Source organism: Streptococcus suis, assembly GCF_002960625.1.
GTDB classification, from domain to species: Bacteria; Bacillota; Bacilli; order Lactobacillales; family Streptococcaceae; genus Streptococcus; species Streptococcus suis_T.
This window is the reverse complement of sequence record NZ_POJH01000016.1, coordinates 41,291-64,616: the sequence shown is the minus strand read 5'-3', so window position 1 is coordinate 64,616 and position 23,326 is coordinate 41,291. Positions and strand designations below refer to the sequence as shown.

The window sequence follows — 23,326 nt, the reverse complement described above, 5'->3', positions numbered from 1 at the left end:
CCCATCCCCATTTTGGCAGAATTGCCAGATTTGGGGAGTGGGAAAATCTTTTAATTTCTGCAAGGTGGTACCACCTTGCTATGCTTGCCAGTTTGAAAAGTATAGAGGGAACTAGGCAGGATGTCAAGAAAAAGAATGAGGTAAAACATGAGTGATGAGAAAAAATTGTATCGTCAGATTCAAAGAAAATTTAGGGTCACACCACGAGAAAATGAGTTGATAAAAGAACGGATGACACTTCACGGCTTTAAGAATTTTAATACCTACGCCCGTTATATGCTTTTGACAGGTGAAGTGGTAACAGTTGATTACTCCGAACTGGTCAAATTGCGAACTGAAATCAATCGGATCGGAACAAATATCAACCAACTTGCCAAATACGTCAATACCAATGAAGAGGTTAGTCTTGAAAATTATCAATCTTTACAGGCATCACTTTTGGAAGTTAAGCGACTGATGGATGAAAACTTTGACAAGGAAGTTGCTATCATTGAAAGAGTTCTGAAAGAAAGAAGGGAGTGAATGAATTGGTTGTTACCAAAGTCAAACAAATAAAATCCGTCAATAAATTGTCAGACGGTCTCAAGTATATTGAAGATGGGGCTAAAACAATTGGAGCTGAATTGATTGATTCTAAAATGAACTTTCCTGTCAAAATGGTAAATGGTCAATTTGTGTCCCAGCTGGTTTCAGGAAATTTAGTCATTGATGTTGAATCCGCCTATTCTGAATTTATGATGTTAAAGCAACTTGCCAATTTAGAAAAGGGCAGACCTATCAATAATGAGGAGTTGCTCAAAAATGATGTTTTAGCGCACCACGTCATTCAGTCATTTTCTCCTGAAGACAATCTGACACCTGAACAGGTTCACGAGATAGGACGAAAGACAGCTTTGGAGTTGACAGGTGGCAGTCATCAGTTTATCATTGCGACTCACATGGATAAGGGGCATCTACACAATCACATTTATATCAATTCCACTAATTCGATAACCTTGAATAAATTCAGATGGCAGAAAGGAACGAAGAAAGCCCTTGAACAAATTTCTGATAAGTATGCGGATTTAGCAGGTGCTAAAATCCTTGAACATAAAAATCAATTTGGTCACAAAGAATATTCTGCTTATCAAAAAGAGAATATCTTCAAGCTAGAAATAAAATCCCGTCTTGAATTTCTCCTGAAGCATTCAACCAGTCTAGCGGATTTTCAAGAGAAAGCAAAAGCGCTAGGTCTTGCAGTTGATTTTTTGGGTAAATATGCCAAATACAAATTACTAGATAAAGAGCAAAAGAGGAACACAAGGGATAGCACTCTATCCAAAAAGGGGCGGTATTCTTTGGAGCAAATTGAAGAGCGGATAGCTAAAAATGAAATCGTCCATCCGCTAGAATCTATTAAAGATGAGTATGACAAAGAGCAGGCTGAAAAGGCTGACGATTTTGAAATCAGGGTTAAGATTGAACCGTGGCAGGTGGAACATGAAACCAACACGGGCATCTATCTTCAGATGCAATATGGGATAGCTAATCAAGGAACGGTCAAAATTCCAAGTCGCTTAGTGGATAAGCAAGAGGACGGGAGCTTTGATATTTTTATCAAGAAATCGGACTTTTTCTATTTCATCAATCCTGACAATTCCACCAGTAACAAATTCATGAGAGGGTCAACACTTATCAATCAGCTTGCTTATGAAAGTGGTGAGTATATCCTGACCAAAAATCCAAACATTTCTAAACTAGATTTGTTAGTCAAAGAGTATAACTATCTTGTTAGTCATGGCGTGTCTGAATCAGACCAATTCTATGAATTGCGTGACCGCTTCCTTGAACAAATTGAAGAAACGCAAGAATCACTGAACCGCTTAGATGAGAAAGTCGAGCACCTGAACAAAATCGCTTCAGCGCTGGAAGATATTTCTTCTGACAATCCAATAGATGCTAAGGTCGCTTATCAGATTTTGGAGGAACTCAATATTTCTTCTTCAGTCAATCCTAAAGAGATTGAAAAGCAGGTGGTCGAAGTTTCCATCGAACGGAAAGCCCTGAAGGAAAAATTTGATAGTATTATCAAAGACTTTACTCAGTATGAAAAATTGGAACGTCACGCTGAAGCAAGACGACAATCACCAACGCTTGACCAAAAACCAAAAGACGAGGTGGAACGTTAGCACGTGAGCGGACAATAAAGTATGCCCTATTGTCCTTAAACGTGGCACTTGATTTTATGGGATTTGACAAGCGGACAATAGGGTTAGGCAAATATGGAGGTAGAAAATGGCTAAAATCGGCTATGCTAGAATCAGCGCTTCAGACCAAAACATGGCTAGGCAACTGGAACAACTGAAGGGGGTTGATAAACTGTTTCAGGAAGCTATGAGCGGAGCAAGTAAAGACCGCCCTCAGCTGAAGGCGATGCTTAATTATATCCGAGAAGGGGACAGAGTCGTTGTGACTGAGTTGGAACGATTGGGAAGAAATAACAAGGAACTGACCGAGGTCATGAATGAGATTCAGACCAAAGGGGCAACTTTGGAAGTTCTGAATCTTCCTACACTTCGTGGGATTGAAGATGATAACCTCAGACGGCTTTTGAACAACCTGATTTTGGAGCTATACAAATATCAGGCACAGGCTGAAAGGGAACGTATTAAGGAAAGACAAGCGCAAGGTATCGCCATTGCAAAGACACAAGGTAAGTACAGGGGACGTAAAGCCCTTTTTTCAGATGGTGACATCAGATTGAAACACGCTTTTGAACTCTATCAAAAAGGCTATACAGATAAGGATGTGGCGAGCTTGACAGGCATCAATGAGAGGACGTTCAGACGGTATCGTGAAAAATATGACATAAAAAGATAGCGATAAAAATATTGATTAAAATAATGATTTTAATATTGATTTTTATAGTGATTTATATTATAATAAGAGTATAGAAAAAGGGGGAATGAAGATGATTATTGTGACAAGTATAGACCAAGGAGAACTGAATCGTATTGAGGATAAGACCCTAGAAGAAGTTCAAACTCAATACAAATCGTGGTTTCCGCTGACTTTTGATGAATTACGATTTGAAGAAATCAGCTAGAGAGGAAGATAAAGAATGAAGCTCATTAGTTTTGTAGCTATTAAGGGTGGGGTAGGAAAAACTACCCTAGCCCTTCTAAATGGTCAGTACCTAGCTAGTAAAGGGTACAAGGTCTTATTTATTGACCTTGACCATCAGTGCAACCTGACACATTTCTATGATGTTTATGAAGACACGTCAACTGTTGCCAATGTTTTTGCTGGTTCGGATGATGTTGCTATCTTGTCTGTTGCTCCTAACATTGACCTCATTGCTGGGTCAATGAAATTGGATGAATCGGAAAGAAAGCTAGAAACTGACCCTAATCAAAATATGTATCTCTATGATTGGCTGGGGGATAATTTAGAGTCCAAAAATCTTGACCAATACGATTATGTCATTTTGGATTGTCGTCCCGATTTTGGGATTGCGACAAGAAACGCTATCGCAGTCAGTCACACGCTTTTTAGCCCAATTACCCCTAGTGATTTTGCTTTTGAAGCTAAGGAGAATTTAGAAGTTCGCCTAGAACAATACCGTAGGACGGAAATTGTCCGCCCTAGTCGGGAATCATTGATTACGGCTCACCTCTATTTCTTGCCAAATATGATTAAGCATAATACGGCAAAATCAAAAGAGCTATTAGAAGCCTTGAAAACTGATTCTTCAGTCGTTGGTCTAATTCCTCAAAAGGAACTGTTTAACCGTGCCACCAAAGATGAAACGGTTATAGACATGATGCTTGACTCAACATTGAAGAGGGAACATAAGAATTTCTTTTCAGCCTTGACTGACACATTGAATGAGCTTCAGGAACTCACAGATATGGCTTAATTTTCATCATTATATATCACTATTTTAATCATTATAAAAATCACTATCGAAAAGAGGTATAGCATGGCGTTTGAATCTAAAAAAGAGAAAATCAGTAAAGTCCTTCAGGAAGAGATTAAAGACCCTAAGCCACAAAAGAAACGAGGGCGAAAAGCTGGTCGTCCATCAGGGAAGACCAAATTTCCTTATCAGTTTACACTGAAACCCCAAAATCGGGAGAAGCTGGATAGAATCGCAGAAGCATCAGGATATAGTGGTGCATCCACCTTCCTTGATGAGTGGATTGAACAGTATCAAGAATAAGTATCATGATTTTAATGTTTATATAAACCACTATTTTAATCAACATAAAAGGAGGCTTTATGGATTTCATCACGAGATTAAAGGCTGAAGAAAGAAACTCAAGGCACTACAAAGAAGGTAGCCCCCAGCAAAGAAGAAGACCTTTCTCTTTAGATAGCTATTTTAATCATGATATAAATAGCTATTAAAATCAATATAAAAATAATAATAAATATTATTGTAACAATAGTGACCTTTCCAAATGGAGAGGTCTTTTTTTATTGTCCTAATTTCCGTTATAATAGACATATTGTAAGAAAAGGGGAAGAGATGATGCTGGATGAGAGAGTTTTTTCAGAACGGTTAAAAACAGACAATCAGAAAACATTTTTGAAGATGATTGAAGACTATGAGAAGTCTATTGCCCCAAGTATGAGAGCACAGGGATTCAAAAGAATCAATCAGAAGGAGCGGACAGTTATTTTCTCTTTTGGGGAAATGACTTTTTCAAGGAGTAGATGGAAAAAAGGTGATACGGTTAGAATCCCAGTAGATGAAAAATTAGGACTTGAGCCACGGTCACGATTTTCTCAAGAACTCCTTTACCAAATTACAAGGCTGTCTAACTATATGCCCTATCGGAAAGTAGTTGAAGTGATGGAGCTTCTCAAGTCAATCTATATCACGAAGAATACTGTTCAGCATGCCCTCGATGTCGCAGGTCAGCTCCTAGAGGATAAGGCTGACTATGATTCCTTATCAGCAGATAAGTTATCCGATAGACCAAGCAAAATCAAAGCCAGACGGCTGTATATTGAAGGCGATGGCGTTTGGGTTAAACAATCCACCCCAAACAAGAAAGGGAAGTCCGTAGAACTCAGCCATTTTGTCGTCCATACAGGGAGTAAGACAGGTAAAAGAAATATTCTGAAGGATAAATTTGAGGTCATATCGACACACTATCATCAGGCTAAAGACAAATTCCTTGATTTGATTATGGAGCGCTTTGAGCTAACGCCTGAAACGGTCATTGTAACCAACTCAGATGGTGGAAAGGGCTACTCTCCTAATCTCTTCAAGGAGCTTGTCAGTGGGTTCAGACCTAAAGAACATTTTCATTTTTGGGATGCTTTTCATGTGAATCAAGCCATCAAGACACAGCTTAGACCTTTTCCTTCAGAACTGACCAAGCAGGCATTTCAAGCCCTCAAAAATAGGGATAAGAGTCAGCTGAAGTTAGTATTAGATACAGCTGAGTCTTTGATTGATAGTGACGAGAAACTAGAAAACTTTCAACGCTTCAGACGGCAACTCGTGAGAAATTTCAAATACACGGAAAGTCCTGAAACGTTTGGTCTGTCTACAAGTGGTATTGGTATCATGGAGTCTCAGCATCGTAAAATAACCTATCGGATGAAAAACAGGGGGATGTATTGGAGCAAAGAAGGCGCAGATACTATGAGTCAGACTATTCTTTTGAGTCATGCAGGAGAATTGAGAGACCTCTTTTTTGGAGAATGGCGACAATCCTATCAAAAAATAAAAGACCAAGAGAGTAATCTCCTTGGTCAATTTTGCAATGTCCAATCCTCCTATACATTGCCCCAGTTAAAACGTCCGAATGTTAAGCCGAAATATGGTGTAAGCCTTACAGATGAAAGAGACTAAATATCAAAAAAAACTTGAGATGTCAAGGTTTTTGATAATATTTCCATAGAAAATGCTTGCATTTTGATACGATTGTGATATAATATGATTCATAGAAAAACACGAAGAAAAGACGGAAGGTGCGACAACACCTTCCGCCTTACCGATTAAACAAAGGGCACTTGTTCAATCAGTTTAGATATATTGTAACATCAACAGAGCAATAATTCAAGACTGAAACAAGAAAAAAGTCCAAGTGTTTCGGTCTTAATTTTCGTTCTCTTGATGCTTTTTCAGTTTCTCCTAAAAACAGACACATTCACAAAAGTTGAAAAGGTTTACAATTTCCCCTTATCTTGTTACAATAAGAATATCAAACATAGGGGGGAAGAAAACCATGACAATCATTGAAAGAGCTGACAACCTAGATCGTATCATCTTGCCAGAAGGCTACTATGAAACTCTCGCTCAATATGTTCAAGCTGGGAAAACAGGTTTTGATTCGGAACTGGAAAAACTGGGTGAGCAGGGGCTTGAAACCAATGTCTATAAGGGTTCTGAGCAGGATAGGAAGGTTATTCTGGAAGATATAGAGAATTTGCCTCAAGAGATCCGTGAAGAGTTAGCTCGCTTTGCTGCGAATTTGCTTAATCCACTGCGGGAACAGTTGGGAACTGTAGCTGTGGAGGTCAGTGATTTGGCCTTGGATTATGCGGTTAGTTTGGCTCAATCCTTGAGTAGCTCCCTCCGTTATCACAACTATGATAGCTTGATTGCTATTGCTCAAATTAAGGGTGTCGAGCCAAAAGGCAAGGACTGTCTAGCCTTTTCAGAATATCGAGAGGCTTATACGCTCTATGATGCCAAAAAATTGGTTTACAAGGCTCTAACTTGGCGCCTCTTTGATGACAGTCATGCAGACTATGGGCATGCGACGACGATTTTAGGCATGGATGAGGATGATTCTGGTGTTGAGGAAATTGGATTTGCCTTTTCAAAATACTCGCTGGATATTGATTGGTTGTTGACCCATATGATTTTCATTCCTAAGGGTTGGATTTTAGAAAGCAAATAGGTTCGTAGAATAGGCACTCGGGTCCACCGGGTGTTTTCCTTTTGGCTATCTATTCGCCTTTTTCCTAGAAAAATGGTATAATTATCTGATAAAATTCTTTGGAGAAGTCCGTGACGTTAGAAAATTATATGCCAGATTTTGCCTTAGAAAAGGCCTATGATGTGACAGTTGACAGTTTGAAAAAACAGGGTATCAAGGTGGTCTTTGTCGATTTGGACAATACCTTGATTGCTTGGAACAATCCCGATGGTACGCCAGAGATGCGCCAGTGGTTACAGGATTTACAGGCCGCAGGCATTCCCGTTGTGGTGGTTTCCAACAACAAATACGAGCGGGTCAAGCGAGCAGTTGCACCTTTTGGGATTGAATTTGAAGCCTTTGCGCTCAAGCCTTTCACCTTTGGGATTAACCGCGCCTTAAAACGCTTTGATGTTCAGCCACATGAGGTCGTTATGATTGGGGATCAGTTGATGACAGACATTCGGGCTGCTAAGCGAGCTGGTCTCAAGTCTGTACTGGTCAAACCCTTGATTCAGACGGACTCTATCAATACGCAGATTAACCGTTGGCGTGAGCGGCGGACCATGAAAAAAATCATCGCTAAATATGGAGCGATAGATTACAAGAGGGAGATGTAAGTGGAAGAATTATTTTGTATCGGCTGTGGTGCCCAAATTCAGACGCTAGACAAGGCTGCCGCTGGATTTACACCTCAATCAGCCCTAGAAAAAGGCTTGGAAACCGGGCAACTCTACTGCCAACGTTGTTTCCGTTTGCGCCATTACAATGAAATTTCAGATGTCAATATTTCAGATGACGATTTCCTGAAACTCCTACATAGCGTAGGAGAAAGTGATGCCTTGGTGGTCAATGTCATTGATATTTTTGATTTCAATGGGTCTGTCATTCCAGGATTGCCACGCTTTATTTCTGGAAATGATGTGCTTTTGGTCGGCAACAAGCAGGATATTTTACCCAAGTCTGTCAAGACAGGCAAGGTCACTCAGTGGTTGACCGAGAGGGCACATGAAATCGGCATGCGACCAGTTGATGTGGTCTTGACTTCGGCCCAAAACAAGCAGGCCATCAAGGACTTAATTGAAAAGATTGAACAGCACCGCAAGGGACGGGATGTTTATGTGGTCGGCGTGACCAACGTCGGCAAGTCAACCTTGATTAACGCTATTATTCAAGAAATCACAGGGGACAAGGATGTCATTACGACTTCACGTTTCCCTGGAACGACGCTGGATAAGATTGAAATTCCTCTGGATGATGGTTCCTACATCTATGATACGCCAGGAATTATCCATCGCCACCAGATGGCCCATTATTTGACGGCTAAAAATCTCAAGTATATCAGCCCTCGTAAGGAAATCAAGCCAAAGACCTACCAGCTCAATCCAGAACAAACCTTGTTCTTGGCTGGTCTGGGACGATTTGACTTTGTGGCTGGTGAACGCCAAGGCTTTACGGCCTTCTTTGACAATGAGCTCCAACTCCACCGCACCAAACTGCAGGGAGCTAGCGAGTTTTATCAGAAACATGCGGGCTCACTTTTAGTGCCGCCAACCAGCAAGGAATTGAAAGAATTTCCTGAATTGGTCCGCCATGAATTTACCATCAATGAGAAGACGGATGTGGTCTTCTCAGGACTTGGTTGGATTCGTGTCAATGAAAAAGCCAAGATTGCTGCCTGGGCACCTAAGGGTGTGGATGTGGTGATCCGCAAGGCCATTATTTAGATGGGTTTACTGGTTACATTGTTAGCTAATAAATATAGAAACATAGGAAAAATAGATGTCATTAACTTCAAAACAACGTGCCTTTTTGAACAGTCAGGCACACAGTCTCAAACCCATCATTCAGATTGGGAAAAATGGTCTAAATGACCAGATTAAAACCAGTGTTCGTCAGGCGCTGGACGCGCGTGAATTGATCAAGGTGACCTTGCTACAAAATACGGATGAAAACATTCACGAAGTAGCAGAAATCTTGGAAGAAGAAATCGGTGTGGATACGGTCCAAAAAATCGGTCGCATCTTGATTTTATTCAAACAATCTAGCAAGAAAGAGAACCGTAAAATTTCCAAACAGGTCAAAGAAATCTAAGAAGGAGAGCCTATGGCTATTGAACTCTTAACACCCTTTACCAAGGTTGAATTAGAGGTTGAAAAGAAAGAAACCAATCGCAAACAAGTGGGGATTTTGGGAGGGAATTTCAATCCTGTCCACAATGCTCATTTGATTGTGGCAGACCAGGTCCGTCAACAGTTGAAGCTGGATCAAGTCCTGCTCATGCCAGAATTCCTTCCACCCCATGTGGATACAAAAGAAACCATTGACGAATACCATCGCTATTCCATGCTCAAGATGGCTATTGCAGGTATTGACGGCTTGGGGATTGAAACCATTGAACTGGAACGCCGAGGTGTCAGCTATACCTATGACACCATGAAATTGCTGAAGGAAAAAAATCCTGATACGGATTATTATTTTATCATCGGTGCGGATATGGTAGACTACCTTCCAAAATGGCATAGGATTGATGAATTGGTCCAGTTGGTGCAGTTTGTTGGTGTCCAGCGACCTCGTTACAAAGCAGGGACGTCCTATCCTGTTATCTGGGTAGATGTGCCCTTGATGGACATTTCCTCCAGCATGGTGCGTAGTTTTATCAAGCAAGGACGAGTGCCGAATTTTATGGTGCCTCATGAAGTTCTAGACTACATTGAAGAAAAAGGACTTTACCAATGATTGCAGCAGATTTGACCTTTGACCGTCAGGCTCTTTTGGAAAAAATCCGTGTAGCCATGAAGCCAGCGCGCTTCCAACATGTCTTGGGTGTGGAAGAAGCGGCGCTTGCCTTGGCAGATCGATACGGCTGTGATTCGAAAAAAGCCAGTCTAGCAGCACTCTTGCATGACTATGCTAAGGAAGTGGAAGACCAAGTTTTTTTGGACTTGATTGCCAAGTATGATTTGGACAAGGACCTGCTCAACTGGGATAATAACATCTGGCACGGTGTGGTTGGCGCCTATAAAATCGCAGAAGATTTTGGTTTGGAAGATGAGGAAATTTTCCAAGCCATTCAACGACACACCATTGGTGCGGGGCAGATGACCTTGCTGGACAAGGTTCTCTATGTGGCGGACTACATCGAACCTAATCGGGATTTTCCTGGGGTGGACGAGGCGCGTCGTATCGCAAAAGAGTCCTTGGACAAGGCAGTAGCCTATGAAACTGCCCAAACCATTTCTTACTTAGCCAAGAAGGGAATTCCCATTTATCCACAAACCTTGGAAACCTATAATGGCTATGTTGTTTGGTTGAAGGAGTAGGGATGATTGTATTAAAACCTGTGGATGAAAGCTCCTATCAAGCAGTCTTGGACTTGACAGTAGCCGAGGCAGATAAGGTCTTCGTGGCTCCAAACGTGCGTTCACTCGCTGACGCTTGGCTTTACAGAGAAAACGGGGATGTCTTCCCCTATGCCATCTGGGCGGATGAACAGGTGGTTGGTTTTGCCTTGATTGATATTGATGAGGACATCCAGCAGTATATGCTCTGGCGGTTTATGATTGGTCAAGAATTTCAGGGGAAAGGCTATGGCCAGGCTGCTTTGGAGGTCGTAATAGCAATGGCTCAATCACATCCTGTCTGCAATCATTTGATTGCAGCATACGTTAAGGGCAATCAGAAGATGGCTCATCTCTTGGAGAAAAATGATTTTGTCTTAGATGTTGAAGAAGAAAGGGAATTGGTCTTCCGTTTGGAAACGCCTGGTGTTAAGCTATGAAATCTGCATTGTTAGTCATTGACATTCAGAACCTTCTAGTGGAGGAAAAACCTTATGCCATTGAAGAGCGATTAGCCCTCTGGCAAGATAGCCTTGCACAAGCCCGTCAAGCGGGGCTAGAAGTCATCCATGTCCGCCATCATGATCAGGAATTGGTCAAGGGGACTGCTGACTGGGAGATTCACTCAATTGTTGCACCCTTAGCTAGTGAGAAGATTTTCGATAAGACCTTTAACAGTGCCTTCAAGGAAACGGGGCTTCATGCTTATTTGCAGAAAAAGGGAATTGAGCAGCTCATCATCATGGGCATGGCGACCAATTTTTGCATTGATACGACGATTAAAGTAGCCTTTGAACTAGGCTACAAGGCAGCTGTGATCCAGGATGGAACAACGACAGGTTATACAGGAAAAATGGATGCCAAAGACTTGATTGACCACTACCAAAACATCTGGTCATGGAATTTTGCCCAGGTAGATACATTAGAAAATATTTTAAGAGGATAAAATGAAAGAACTAGATTTAGTAAAAGTTGTAGTCCAGGCTGCTGATGACAAGCGAGCTGAGGACCTTGTTGTAATTGATGTTCAAGGCGTGACCAGCCTGACAGACTACTTTGTGATTGCCAGCTCCATGAACAGTCGCCAGTTGGAGGCTATTGCGGAAAACATCCGTGAAAAGGTAGCGGAAGTTGGAATCAAGGGTAGCCGTGTAGAAGGCGATAGTAACGGTGGCTGGGTCCTATTGGACCTTGGAGGCGTAGTCGTTCATATCTTCTCAGAAGAAATGCGTGACCTCTACAACCTTGAAAAATTATGGCACGAAGGCAGCTTCTTGGAAGTCGCAGACTTTTTAGACGAGAAATAGATAGAAGCAGTCGATTGGCTGCTTTTTATGAAAGGAAAAATGGGAAAATATGGCAACTTATGAAACCTTTGCGGCGGTTTATGATGAAATCATGGATGACAGCTTGTATGATAAATGGACAGATTTTAGCTTGCGGAACTTGCCACAAGACACCAAAACCATCTTAGAATTAGCCTGTGGGACAGGGATTCAGGCTGTGCGTTTTGCTCAAAAGGGGTATGAAGTGACAGGGCTTGACCTGTCCTATGAAATGTTGGAATTAGCCCAGAAAAAAGCAGAAGCTGCTGGTGTCATGATGGAACTGGCCCAAGCAGATATGATGGCTCTGGAAGGTATTGGAGATTTCGATGCGGTGACCTGTTACTCGGACAGTCTGTGCTATATGGCAGACCAAGAAGCCGTTTTGCGGGTCTTTGAAGGAGTTCACTCTGTTCTCAATCCAGGTGGTATTTTCCTTTTTGACGTTCACTCCATCTATCAAATGGAGGAAGTCTTTGCAGGCTATAGCTACCATGAAAACTACGAGGATTTTGCCTTTGTCTGGGATACCTATGAGGGTGAGCATGAGTATTCCATTGTTCACGAATTGACCTTCTTTGTCAAAGATGAGGACAGTCAAGAGGAGCGGTTTATCCGTCGGGATGAAGTTCATGAAGAGCGGACCTATCCGATTGAAACCTATGTGGAATGTTTGAAACAAGCTGGTTTTACATCTGTGGAAGTCTTTGCGGACTTTGAAAATCAAGTGCCGACAGAAACCAGCCAGCGGTGGTTTTTCAAGTGTAAGAAGAAATAGGTGGTATTGGATATGAATGTAGCTATCATTATCTTGGTTGCAATATTTGTTATTCTTTTATTGTTATTATTAATTTATGTAGCTTTGTTTCAAATATGGTTAAAATCGAGTCGTCAAATACATGAATACGATGAAGATATTATTCGTGATTATTTATGCAAATTAGCCGAGTCTTTTGAATATTCTAGTACGCAGATTCCCTATGGTCGGGCTAGATGGTTTATATTGGGGAGCAAAGATTTTGTTTGTACAGTTAATGACGTAGAGAATTTGGAGATTTTTGGCTATAGTCCTATTAGGAGCAAAATTGACGAGGAGTTTTTGGAATATGGTTTGTTGTTAACTCAGGATGGATTTTATTTTAGAGAACAAATCGAAAATAGCAATAATGATGCTGATGCTAAGTATAAAATTAGCAAAAAGTTTTTCCCTTTAAAAGGTTTATGGAAGATTACTTGTAAGGGTAAAAAAATTCTACTTTTTTATCCTAATAAGATTGAAAGACTATATTTTCAATTTGATGATGCTCAACAAAAAAATATAGTCGCAAATTTAAACTCAATTATTAAAACAGGTTATACGGCAGATTTACATGAAAACTATTTAGAAAAAGTTATTGATCGTTTGCAAAAAAATGATTTTCATACAGAGAATTTTCAAAATGGAGCTAAAATAGGATCAATTATAGGTTTAAATATGATGCTAGGTTCTCATTTGAAAGATATTCAATTTAATGCTATCGCAAAAGCTCCTCAAGGACATGGGCATGCAGCTGAATATGCTAATAATGTAATAGACAAGATAAAGTATCCTTTCCAAAAAGTAGAGCAAGTAGGGAGAGATAATGTTAAAAATGGGGCAGATAGAATTGTTGGAAATCAAAAAATTCAAACAAAATACTATGCAAAAGCTAGTGGAACGATAAATGCAGCATTTGATAAGGCTAATGGAGGAGAATACCGTTATAAGGGGATGCAGTTAGAAGTTCCTAAGGACCAGTATAATGAATCAATTCAACTCATGAAGAAAAAAATAAAAGCTGGAAAAGTTCCGGGTCATAGTGAGCCTGATGATGCCTATCTGATTATTAGAAAAGGGAATGTTACTTATAATGAGGCAAAACTGGTTGCCAAGGGCGGAAATATTGTTTCATTAAAATATGATGCCATTGATGGAGCTATTCAATCTATTCCAGCTGCAGGAATAAGCTTTGTCCTTGTTTTTGCAATGGAAAAATGGGCTGGAAAAGATACTGAAGAAGCTGCAAAATCAGCAATCTATTCTGGAGTAAAAACGATATTGTTGGGAGCAGCTATATACACAGCTTCTCAACAAATTGGAAAAATTCTTACTAAAAAAATCGCTGATCAAACAGTTAAGAATGTCGCAGCCAATACTGTTGCTAGACAAGCAGCAGGAGTTATTTCATTCGGAATTACTGTAGGTCCGGACGTATTTGATCTACTGCAAGGTAGAATATCTAGCCAACAGTTATTAAAGAATAGCTTAGTAGCAGGAACAGGCTTACTAGGTGGAGTTGCAGGTGGTGCAGTTGCTGGAGCATTTTTAGGTCCAGTTGGGTCATTTGTAGGTGCAGTAGCTGGTGGAACATTGGCTGCTGTTGGTTCTAAGGTTGTTTTAGACAACTTTATAGAAGATGACAGAATTGAGATGTTTGCAATTCTAAAAGAAGAATTTATTGATATTGTTATGGCTATGGCGCTTTCAGAAGAAGAATTTAAAGAAATTCAAAATAATATCTTCGATAAGAAATTAGGGGAACGACTTAAAGACATGTTCCAGAAAAAGCAATCTGTTAAAAATAGGATGTTTACTAGAGAGTCAATAATTGAACGAGAGGTTGAAAGAGTTATCTCAAAACGCACGGTTTTAGCAGAAGAGGATATACTTGAAGCAGTACAGATTGCAGAAAAAGAGTTTGCTGTAATTTAGGTATTAGGTTGTAGATAGTTGAATAAAGTCTAGGAGGTAGGGCATGATTTCAGGGATTACTGCAGAATACAATCCTTTTCACACGGGGCATAAGTACCTGCTGGAACAGGCGGAAGGCTTGAAAATTGTGGTTATGTCTGGCAATTTTATGCAACGGGGCGAGCCTGCTATTGTAGATAAGTGGACACGGGCTCAGATGGCTTTGGAACACGGGGCAGATCTTGTTGTCGAGATGCCCTTTTTAGTGTCGGTCCAGTCAGCTGACCACTTTGCCAAGGGAGCAATCAGCATTTTACACAGGCTAGGTGTGGAAAAACTGGTTTTCGGTACGGAAGAAATGCTGGATTATCAGAAAATTGCGGATATCTATGTGGATAAGTCTGAGGAAATGGAAAATTTTGTGAAAAACTTGCCTGACCATCTTTCTTATCCACAGAAGACCCAGGCTATGTGGCAGGAATTTGCAGGTCTAACCTTCACAGGTGATACGCCCAACCATATTCTGGCTCTGGCTTACGCCAAGGCAGTGGCGGGAACAGGTATTCAGCTCGGCCCAGTTCAGCGGCAGGGGGCTGGTTTTCACTCGGAAGAGGTGGAAACGTCCTACGCCTCGGCGACGGCTATCCGAAAGGGTGCTGACCAGTTGGACTTGGTGCGTGATTTCTTGCCGTCTGCCAGTCTTTTCGAAGAGGCGACCAAGGTAAGCTGGAAGGATTATTTTCCCCTGCTCTGCTACCAGATTGCGACCCACCCAGATCTCAGTCAGGTCTTTCAGGTCAACGAAGAACTAGCCAGTCGTATCCGCTCTGCCATTGGGAGCGCAGCGACCGTGGAGGAGTTAGTGGAAGCCGTTGCGACCAAGCGCTACACCAAGGCGAGGGTGCGACGGGTGCTGACTTATATTCTGGTCAATGCGGTGGAAGCTCCCTTGCCAGATGCGGTCCATGTCCTAGGCTTTTCGGCTCGAGGCCAGGCCTATCTCAAGACAGTCAAGGAGCGGGTGGACCTGGTGACGCGGATCGGCAAAGAGCCCTGGGACAGCCTGACCCAGCAAGCGGATAGCGTCTATCGGTTGGGGGCTGACGCAATAGCAGAGCAGACTTACGGGCGCGTGCCGGTGAGGGTGGAGTGAGATGTAAAAGTTTTTTGATAAAATTCTTGACTCTCACCTTACGTTATCCCTTATACTGGGCATAGAGAGGAGATTTCTATGAGCGAAAATTGGACAGTTAAGCAGGTCAGTCAGTTGACAGGATTGACGGTGAGGACCTTGCACCACTATGACCAGATTGGTTTGCTCAAACCAGCATTTGTGGCTGAAAATGGTTATCGCTACTATAATCAAGAGAATGTGGCTCGTCTGCAAGAAATTCTATTGTTTCGTGAGTTGGATTTTCCTCTCAAAGATATTCAGCAGCTTCTGGACGTGACGGAAGTCAATCGTCAGCAGGTCTTGCGGGACCATATCACCCTTTTAGAGCTCAAAAGGGAACGGCTGGATCGCATCATCAATCACGCCAGATTGCTCACAGAAAAAGGAGGAGAAGTCATGGATTTTCACGCATTTGACAGCAGTCAACTAGAAGCCTACAAGGCGGAGGCCAAGGAGCGGTGGGGGAATACCTCAGCCTTTGCGGAATTTGAAGAGAAATACGATGCCAGTAAGGACCGGGTGTTTGCTCAAGAGATGCAGGCTATTTTTGAAGCTTTTGGAAAAATGCAGAGCTTGGGAGCCGTTCATTCAGATGTGCAGGCTCAGGTAGCCAACTTGCAGGCCTATATCACGGAAAATTTCTACACCTGCACCAAGGAAATCTTACAAAATCTAGGTCTTATGTATGTTGAAGACGAGCGATTTTCAGCCAACATTGACCGAGCAGGTGGACCAGGCACAGCAGCCTTTGTCAGTCAGGCAATAGCAGTTTATTGCAAAGAATAAACGAAAGAAGTCTAGTGAGAACTAGGCTTTTTTTGGTATACTAGATGAAGCTAGAAAATAAGGAGACACCCCATGATTCAACCTATTATGAAAGATATTTTCTTCCTGCAGCAGAAGTCTGAGCCTGCGACTCAGCTAGATGTACAAGTCGGTCAAGATTTGCAGGACACTTTAGCAGCCAACGCTCACGCCTGCGTGGGCATGGCGGCCAACATGATTGGTGTCAAAAAGCGGATTATCATCGTCAACATGGGCTTCACCAACCTGGTCATGTATAATCCCGTCCTCATCAGCAAGGCCAAGCCCTATCAGACAGAGGAAGGCTGCCTATCACTGGAAGGTAGCCGTCCGACGACACGCTATCAGGAGATTGAAGTGGAGTTTTTTGATGCTTCATGGAAAAAGCAGAGCCTAAAGCTGACAGACTTCCAAGCCCAGATTGTTCAGCATGAACTAGATCATTTGGAAGGGATTATCATCTAGTAGTTACCGAATCTATCGTCAGGTAGATTTTTTTATAGTCATTTGAATTAACTTTGATACATTGTCACTTTCGCCTTGCCATACTTTAGTATAGCCTGCGCCTCAGTTCCTTGTTTGAAAGCTAATTCATTCGACTATAAAAAGTCAAAAAAGGTCAAACAAAACTATTGACTTTTGCTGACCAATGGTGTAGAATAAGATTCGTAAGGTAAAGGGCCTTACGAATTCTTTGAACAAACGGTCAGTTAAAGTCAAACGAAAAAGTTTGACTGACAAATTGACTAAATGGTCAGTAAAAGACAAACTTCTGAGGAGGGTACTATGAAAGACAGGATTATACCCTATTAGCGTCATTTAGTTTATCTTTTATTACTGCGTTAACTCGCTTTGCCGTACTTCAGTACTGCCTTCAGCTCGTTGCCTAGTACTAAAAGCAAACTAAAAGACTAAATCAATTTTTTTAAAACAAAGGTCAGTAAAAGTCAAAAGCAAATAAAACTTAAACGAGGTAAAAACGATGAACAACAATTTCAATAACTTTAACAATATGGACGACATTTTCAATCAACTCATGGGCAACATGGGAGGCTATAGTACAGAGCATCGCCGTTATTCTATCAATGGGCGTGAAGTGACACCGGAGGAATTTGCCATTTACCGTCAGACTGGTCGCCTGCCACAGACAGAAGAAGTGGCTCAAACTCAGGCTAAAGGTCAGATAAAGTCAGACGGAATTCTGGCAAAACTGGGCCGCAATTTGACACAAGATGCGCGTGAAGGGAAGTTGGATCCAGTCATTGGACGAAATAAGGAAATCCAAGAAACATCTGAAATTTTGGCACGTCGGACTAAGAATAATCCTGTTCTGGTCGGTGATGCGGGTGTCGGTAAAACTGCGGTAGTAGAAGGCTTGGCTCAAGCCATTGTCAACGGCGATGTGCCCGCTGCCATTAAGAACAAGGAAATCATCTCCATCGACATTTCAGGCTTGGAAGCTGGGACTCAGTACCGTGGAGCTTTTGAAGAAAATGTCCAAAATCTTGTGGATGAAGTCAAAAAAGCTGGCAATATCATTCTCTTCTTTGATGAGATTCATCAGATTTTGGGAGCTGGTAGCACTGGTGGAGACTCAGGTTCCAAGGGATTAGCAGATATTCTCAAACCAGCTCTTTCCCGTGGAGAGTTAACTGTTATCGGTGCGACTACACAGGACGAATACCGCAATACTATTCACAAGAATGCTGCTCTGGCTCGTCGTTTCAATGAAGTCAAGGTCAATGCTCCGTCCGCAGAAGACACCTACCAGATTTTGAAAGGGATTAAGCCGCTTTATGAAGCCCACCACAATATTGAGTTGCCAGATGAGGTTTTGAGAGCTGCGGTTGATTATTCCGTCCAATATATTCCACAGCGCAGCTTGCCTGATAAGGCCATTGACCTGGTCGATGTGACTGCTGCTCACTTGGCTGCCCAACATCCTGTGACAGATATTCAGACCTTGGAAGCAGAAATGGCTGAGGCAAAACAGTTGCAGTTGGAAGCGGCTGAGAAAGAGGATTATGAAAAAGCCTTGAATGAAAAGGTCCGTATTGATAAGCTACAAAAACAGATTGATAATCATACGGAGCAACAGAAAGTGGTGGCGACTGTTAATGATGTGGCTCAGGCGGTTGAGCGAATGACAGGAATTCCAGTCTCTCAAATGGGAGCTTCTGACATTGAACGACTCAAGGAATTGAAAAATCGTCTGGCAGCCAAGGTTATCGGTCAAGATGATGCGGTGGAAGCTGTATCCCGTGCCATTCGTCGTAACCGAGCAGGTTTTGATGACGGAAACCGTCCGATTGGTTCCTTCCTCTTTGTCGGTCCGACAGGTGTGGGTAAGACAGAGTTGGCAAAACAGTTAGCACTAGACTTGTTTGGTAACAAGGATGCCATTATTCGTTTGGATATGTCTGAATACAGCGATCGGACAGCCGTTTCCAAGCTGATTGGGACCACGGCAGGTTATGTGGGCTACGACGACAATTCCCATACTCTTACCGAACGTGTCCGCCGCAATCCTTACTCCATTGTTCTCTTGGATGAGATTGAAAAAGCAGATTCACAAGTGCTTACCCTCCTTTTGCAAGTGCTGGATGATGGGCATTTGACTGATGGCCAGGGCAACCAAGTTAACTTTAAGAATACCATTATTATCGCGACTTCTAATGCTGGATTTGGTTATGGAATGGCAGAAGGTGAGGAAGAGCTAGATATCATGGACCGCATTGCTCCATTCTTCCGTCCGGAATTCCTCAACCGTTTCAACGCAGTTATAGAATTTAAACATCTGGACAAGGAAAATCTAAAAGCAATTGTTGACTTGATGTTAGCACAGGTTAATCAAACCCTAGCTAAAAAAGGGATTACCCTTGAAGTGACCGAGACCGCCAAAGAGTTCTTGATGGAAGAAGGTTATGACAAGGCCATGGGAGCTCGTCCATTGCGCCGTGTGATTGAAAATCAAATTCGAGACAAGGTAACGGATTACTATCTGGATCACCTAGATGTGACAAACTTGTTGGCTGATGTAGTGGAAAATGAGATTCAAATCAGCGAGCAAACCTTTTCATAAAAAAATAAGATAATATAGAAAATCTGAGAAGAAATTCTCGGATTTTCTTTTTTATTCTCGCTTACAAGCACCCTATAAATCCCATATTGACAGCTTTCGAGCAGTTTTACGGAAAAGTTTTTCAAAAATCTTGCATAATTCCTTGACAAGTGCAAACGTTTGCGTTAAACTATCATTGTACTTGAAAGAAAGGAAAACGTTTTTATGGCGAATCGTACCAGTGGAATTTTAATGCATATTACCTCACTTCCAGGTAAGTTTGGTATCGGTACTTTTGGAAAGCCTGCCTATGATTTTGTTGATTTCTTGGTTGAAACCAAGCAGACCTACTGGCAGCTTCTTCCTCTCACAACGACCAGTTATGGGGATTCTCCCTACCAATCATTTTCAGCCATCGCTGGAAATACCCACCTAATTGATTTTGATTTATTGGCAGAAGAGGATTTACTAGCAAATTTTGATTACCAAGATGTGAATTTTGGGGACAATCCAGAAAAAGTGGATTATGCCTTGATTTATGAAGCGCGTCGACCAATCTTGGAAAGAGCTGTTAAAAATTTCTTGAGTGATGACAAGCGTAAAGTAGTCTTTCAAGAATTTGAAAAAGCTAATTCTTCCTGGCTAAACGACTATGCGGAATTCATGGCCATTAAAGAACACTTCGGCAACAAGGCCCTACAAGAATGGGATGACAAGAAAGTGGTTGCTCGAAATGAAGAAGCCCTTGAAAAATATCGCTTGGAATTGGCAGACCAAATTGATTACTTTAAAGTAACGCAGTATTTCTTCTTTAGCCAGTGGAAGCAGTTGAAGGACTACGCCAACAAGAACCACATCAAGATTATTGGAGATATGCCCATTTACGTATCGGCAGATAGTGTGGAAGTTTGGACCAAGCCACAGCTCTTCAAGCTTGATAGCGAACGCAAGCCACTTTATGTGGCAGGCGTACCAGCGGATAACTTCTCTGCGGACGGTCAGCTCTGGGGTAACCCACTTTATGATTGGGAGCAACATGAAAAGACTGGCTACAACTGGTGGATTTACCGTATTCACGAGAGCTTCAAGATTTACGATGTCTTGAGAATTGACCACTTCAAAGGCTTCTCAGACTATTGGCAGGTAGCTGGAGATGCTAAAGTTGCCAAGGTGGGCACATGGGAGCCAGGTCCAGGCTACAATCTTTTCAAGGCGGTCAAAGAAACCCTTGGTGATTTGCCCATTATTGCAGAGGACCTTGGAAATATCGATGCCAAGGCACGCAAGTTGTTGGCAGACTGCGGCTACCCAGGTATGAAAATCCTAGAATTTGGCTTCTTCGATGTGACAGGGCAGAGCATTGACATCCCACACCGTTGTGTGCCAAACTCGATTGCCTATACCGGTACTCACGACAATGAGGTGGTTAATGGCTGGTATAACAATCTAGAGCCTGAACAACAGGAATTTGTAGATGCCTATACCAACAGAAAACCGATTGAGCCAGTTACTCAAGCCATGCTTAGAACACTGTTTGCAACGGTCAGCGATACAGCTATTGCGACCATGCAAGATGTTCTGGACTTGGGTGAAGACAGCCGTATGAACATGCCTTCAACTGTTGGAGGCAACTGGGAATGGCGGATGAAAGCCGAAGATTTAACCCAGGACCGCATAGACTTCTTAGTCAAAATGACTACACTATATCAACGAGGAAATAAAAATCATGAATAACTTTACTACATTTGCAGAAAGCAAAGCCAATAAGAAATTAGCCGACATGACCAACGAAGAAATCTATCTTCAGTTGCTCAACTATGTCAAATTATCAGCGGCAGATATGCCAAAAAACACAGGTAAACGTAAGGTTTACTATATCTCAGCTGAGTTCCTTATCGGTAAACTCTTGTCAAACAACCTGATCAACTTGGGTGTTTACAAGGACATTCAGGCAGAATTGGCAGCAGCTGGCAAGTCCTTGGCACAGGTTGAAGATGTTGAACCAGAACCATCACTTGGTAACGGTGGTCTTGGCCGCTTGGCATCTTGCTTTGTGGATTCTATGTCAACGCTTGGCATTAACGGTGAAGGTGTTGGTCTTAACTACCACTGTGGTCTGTTTAAACAAGTCTTCAAGGACAACCAACAAGATGCAGAGCCAAACTTCTGGATTGAAAATGATTCTTGGTTGATTCCAACGACAATCAGCTACGATGTTCCATTCAAAAACTTCACCTTGACTTCTAAATTGGACCGTTTGGACATCCTTGGTTACAAGAAAGATACTAAGAACTACCTCAACTTGTTTGATATCCAATCTGTCAACTACGGCTTGATTGAAAATGGCATTTCATTTGACAAGACGGCTATTCAAGAAAACTTGACCCTCTTCTTGTACCCAGATGATTCAGACAAGAATGGTGAATTGCTCCGTATTTACCAACAATACTTCATGGTATCTAACGCTGCCCAGCTTTTGATTGACGAAGCGATTGAGCGTGGCTCAAACGTGCGTGACTTGGCAGATTATGCTTATGTACAAATCAACGATACCCACCCTTCACTTGTCATTCCAGAATTGATCCGTCTTTTGACTGAAAAACACGGCTTAGAATTTGCAGAAGCAGTGGCAATCGTTAAGAACATGACAGGTTACACCAACCACACCATCTTGGCAGAAGCCCTTGAAAAATGGCCATTGTCATTCTTGGAAGAAGTGGTGCCTCACTTGGTAGACATCATCAAGGAATTGGATGCCTTGGTAGCTAAGGAAGTGGCGGATGTAGCCCTTCACATCATTGACGAGTCTGGTCGTGTGCACATGGCTCACATGGATATCCACTTCTCAAACTCTGTCAACGGGGTTGCGGCTCTCCATACTGAAATCTTGAAAAACTCTGAGTTGAAAGGCTTCTACGAGCTTTACCCAGAAAAATTCAACAACAAGACAAACGGTATCACCTTCCGTCGTTGGTTGGAATTTGCTAACCAAGACCTTGCTGATTACATCAAGGAATTGATTGGTGATGAGTATTTGACAGATGCGACTAAGCTTGAGAAATTGTTGGCCTTTGCTGATGACAAAGAAGTGCATGCTAAGTTGGCTGAAATCAAGCACAACAACAAATTGGCCCTTAAACGTTACCTCAAAGATAACAAGGGTATCGAATTGGATGAAAACTCTATCATCGATACACAGATCAAACGTTTCCACGAGTACAAACGCCAACAAATGAATGCCTTGTATGTCATCCACAAGTATCTTGAAATCAAGAACGGCAACCTGCCAAAACGTAAAATCACCGTTATCTTCGGTGGTAAGGCAGCTCCAGCTTACGTGATTGCCCAAGACATCATTCACTTGATTCTCTGCTTGTCTGAGTTGATCAACAATGACCCAGAAGTCAGCAAGTATCTCAACGTTCACTTGGTAGAAAACTACAATGTAACCGTTGCTGAAAAACTCATCCCTGCGACAGATATTTCTGAGCAAATCTCATTGGCTTCTAAAGAAGCATCAGGTACTGGTAACATGAAATTCATGCTCAACGGTGCCTTGACACTTGGTACCATGGACGGTGCCAACGTTGAGATTGCTGAGTTGGCTGGTATGGACAATATCTATACATTTGGTAAGGATTCAGATACCATTATCGACTTGTACGACAAGGCTGGCTACGTATCTGCGGACTACTACAATGGTGATGCTAATATCAAACGTGCGGTTGACTTCATCGTCAGCGACGAAATCCGTGCTCTTGGTAATGAAGAACGCCTTGGTCGTCTTCACCATGAATTGATTTCGAAAGACTGGTTCATGACCTTGATCGACTTGGCTGAATACATTGAAGTCAAGGAGCAAGTCTTTGCAGACTACGACGATCAAGATTCATGGAACAAGAAAGTTGTTCACAACATCGCCAAAGCAGGATTCTTCTCATCTGACCGTACAATCGAGCAGTATAACGAAGACATCTGGCACAGTAACTAA

The 23,326-nt window shown here is 42.1% G+C and carries 24 protein-coding genes; all 24 read left to right on the top strand.

Annotated elements, in window-relative coordinates; genetic code table 11:
* Positions 1-147: 147 nt before the first annotated feature.
* The 24 genes from C1G49_RS02075 (at position 148) to glgP (ending at position 23,326) form a co-directional block, all read left to right on the top strand.
* Entirely contained in the window at positions 148-522 is a 375-nt protein-coding gene (locus tag C1G49_RS02075) for a plasmid mobilization protein (protein WP_074485284.1), read from the top strand.
* A 5-nt stretch (positions 523-527) separates the two neighbouring features.
* Entirely contained in the window at positions 528-2,168 is a 1,641-nt protein-coding gene (locus C1G49_RS02070) for a helical hairpin domain-containing protein (RefSeq protein ID WP_105124453.1), read from the top strand.
* Between the two features lie 106 nt (positions 2,169-2,274).
* Complete coding sequence (locus tag C1G49_RS02065; RefSeq protein ID WP_105124422.1) at positions 2,275-2,859, top strand: recombinase family protein; 585 nt, start codon at positions 2,275-2,277, stop codon at positions 2,857-2,859.
* Between the two features lie 91 nt (positions 2,860-2,950).
* On the top strand, positions 2,951-3,085 hold the full coding sequence (locus tag C1G49_RS11360; protein ID WP_269088198.1) for a hypothetical protein: 135 nt from the start codon (positions 2,951-2,953) through the stop codon (positions 3,083-3,085).
* Between the two features lie 15 nt (positions 3,086-3,100).
* Positions 3,101-3,898 carry a ParA family protein gene (locus C1G49_RS02060; protein ID WP_105124421.1) on the top strand — a complete coding sequence of 266 codons (798 nt, stop codon included), beginning with the start codon at positions 3,101-3,103 and terminating at the stop codon, positions 3,896-3,898.
* 63 nt (positions 3,899-3,961) lie between these two features.
* The gene (locus C1G49_RS02055) at positions 3,962-4,201 is read left to right on the top strand and encodes a hypothetical protein (RefSeq protein ID WP_024396444.1); all 240 of its coding nucleotides are present in this window, start codon (positions 3,962-3,964) and stop codon (positions 4,199-4,201) included.
* Positions 4,202-4,510: 309 nt separating this feature from the next.
* Positions 4,511-5,848, top strand: coding sequence for an ISLre2 family transposase (locus tag C1G49_RS02050; protein ID WP_105124420.1), 1,338 nt, complete (start codon positions 4,511-4,513; stop codon positions 5,846-5,848).
* 376 nt (positions 5,849-6,224) lie between these two features.
* Complete coding sequence (locus tag C1G49_RS02045) at positions 6,225-6,902, top strand: SEC10/PgrA surface exclusion domain-containing protein (RefSeq protein WP_105124419.1); 678 nt, start codon at positions 6,225-6,227, stop codon at positions 6,900-6,902.
* Between the two features lie 110 nt (positions 6,903-7,012).
* Positions 7,013-7,540, top strand: coding sequence for a YqeG family HAD IIIA-type phosphatase (locus C1G49_RS02040; protein WP_105118579.1), 528 nt, complete (start codon positions 7,013-7,015; stop codon positions 7,538-7,540).
* Positions 7,541-8,647, top strand: a complete 1,107-nt coding sequence (gene yqeH / locus C1G49_RS02035) for a ribosome biogenesis GTPase YqeH (protein WP_105124418.1) — start codon at positions 7,541-7,543, stop codon at positions 8,645-8,647. It begins immediately after the preceding gene.
* Between the two features lie 55 nt (positions 8,648-8,702).
* Positions 8,703-9,014, top strand: coding sequence for a ribosome assembly RNA-binding protein YhbY (gene yhbY, locus C1G49_RS02030; RefSeq protein WP_004195298.1), 312 nt, complete (start codon positions 8,703-8,705; stop codon positions 9,012-9,014).
* 12 nt (positions 9,015-9,026) lie between these two features.
* On the top strand, positions 9,027-9,659 hold the full coding sequence (locus tag C1G49_RS02025; RefSeq protein WP_105124417.1) for a nicotinate-nucleotide adenylyltransferase: 633 nt from the start codon (positions 9,027-9,029) through the stop codon (positions 9,657-9,659).
* Positions 9,656-10,243 carry a bis(5'-nucleosyl)-tetraphosphatase (symmetrical) YqeK gene (yqeK, locus tag C1G49_RS02020; protein WP_105124416.1) on the top strand — a complete coding sequence of 196 codons (588 nt, stop codon included), beginning with the start codon at positions 9,656-9,658 and terminating at the stop codon, positions 10,241-10,243. Before C1G49_RS02025 ends, yqeK begins: the two co-directional genes overlap by 4 nt.
* 2 nt (positions 10,244-10,245) lie before the next feature.
* Positions 10,246-10,701 carry a GNAT family N-acetyltransferase gene (locus tag C1G49_RS02015; protein WP_105124415.1) on the top strand — a complete coding sequence of 152 codons (456 nt, stop codon included), beginning with the start codon at positions 10,246-10,248 and terminating at the stop codon, positions 10,699-10,701.
* Positions 10,698-11,207: a cysteine hydrolase family protein gene (locus C1G49_RS02010; protein ID WP_105124414.1), complete on the top strand. Its 510-nt coding sequence runs from the start codon at positions 10,698-10,700 to the stop codon at positions 11,205-11,207. The genes C1G49_RS02015 and C1G49_RS02010 overlap by 4 nt, the downstream gene beginning before the upstream one ends.
* A 1-nt stretch (position 11,208) precedes the next feature.
* Positions 11,209-11,568: a ribosome silencing factor gene (gene rsfS / locus C1G49_RS02005; protein WP_024401552.1), complete on the top strand. Its 360-nt coding sequence runs from the start codon at positions 11,209-11,211 to the stop codon at positions 11,566-11,568.
* Positions 11,569-11,617: 49 nt separating this feature from the next.
* Positions 11,618-12,364: a class I SAM-dependent DNA methyltransferase gene (locus tag C1G49_RS02000; protein WP_105124413.1), complete on the top strand. Its 747-nt coding sequence runs from the start codon at positions 11,618-11,620 to the stop codon at positions 12,362-12,364.
* Between the two features lie 12 nt (positions 12,365-12,376).
* Positions 12,377-14,317 (top strand): hypothetical protein, encoded by a 1,941-nt coding sequence (locus tag C1G49_RS11265; RefSeq protein ID WP_238595834.1) that lies wholly within the window; start codon positions 12,377-12,379, stop codon positions 14,315-14,317.
* Positions 14,318-14,360: 43 nt separating this feature from the next.
* Positions 14,361-15,449, top strand: coding sequence for a nucleotidyltransferase (locus tag C1G49_RS01985; protein ID WP_105124412.1), 1,089 nt, complete (start codon positions 14,361-14,363; stop codon positions 15,447-15,449).
* A gap of 78 nt (positions 15,450-15,527) precedes the next feature.
* Positions 15,528-16,256: a MerR family transcriptional regulator gene (locus C1G49_RS01980; RefSeq protein WP_105124411.1), complete on the top strand. Its 729-nt coding sequence runs from the start codon at positions 15,528-15,530 to the stop codon at positions 16,254-16,256.
* A gap of 72 nt (positions 16,257-16,328) precedes the next feature.
* Entirely contained in the window at positions 16,329-16,739 is a 411-nt protein-coding gene (locus C1G49_RS01975; protein WP_024394801.1) for a peptide deformylase, read from the top strand.
* Between the two features lie 517 nt (positions 16,740-17,256).
* Positions 17,257-19,356 carry an AAA family ATPase gene (locus C1G49_RS01970; protein ID WP_105124410.1) on the top strand — a complete coding sequence of 700 codons (2,100 nt, stop codon included), beginning with the start codon at positions 17,257-17,259 and terminating at the stop codon, positions 19,354-19,356.
* A 204-nt stretch (positions 19,357-19,560) separates the two neighbouring features.
* Positions 19,561-21,069, top strand: coding sequence for a 4-alpha-glucanotransferase (malQ, locus tag C1G49_RS01965; RefSeq protein WP_105124409.1), 1,509 nt, complete (start codon positions 19,561-19,563; stop codon positions 21,067-21,069).
* Positions 21,062-23,326, top strand: a complete 2,265-nt coding sequence (gene glgP, locus C1G49_RS01960) for a glycogen/starch/alpha-glucan family phosphorylase (protein WP_105124408.1) — start codon at positions 21,062-21,064, stop codon at positions 23,324-23,326. Before malQ ends, glgP begins: the two co-directional genes overlap by 8 nt.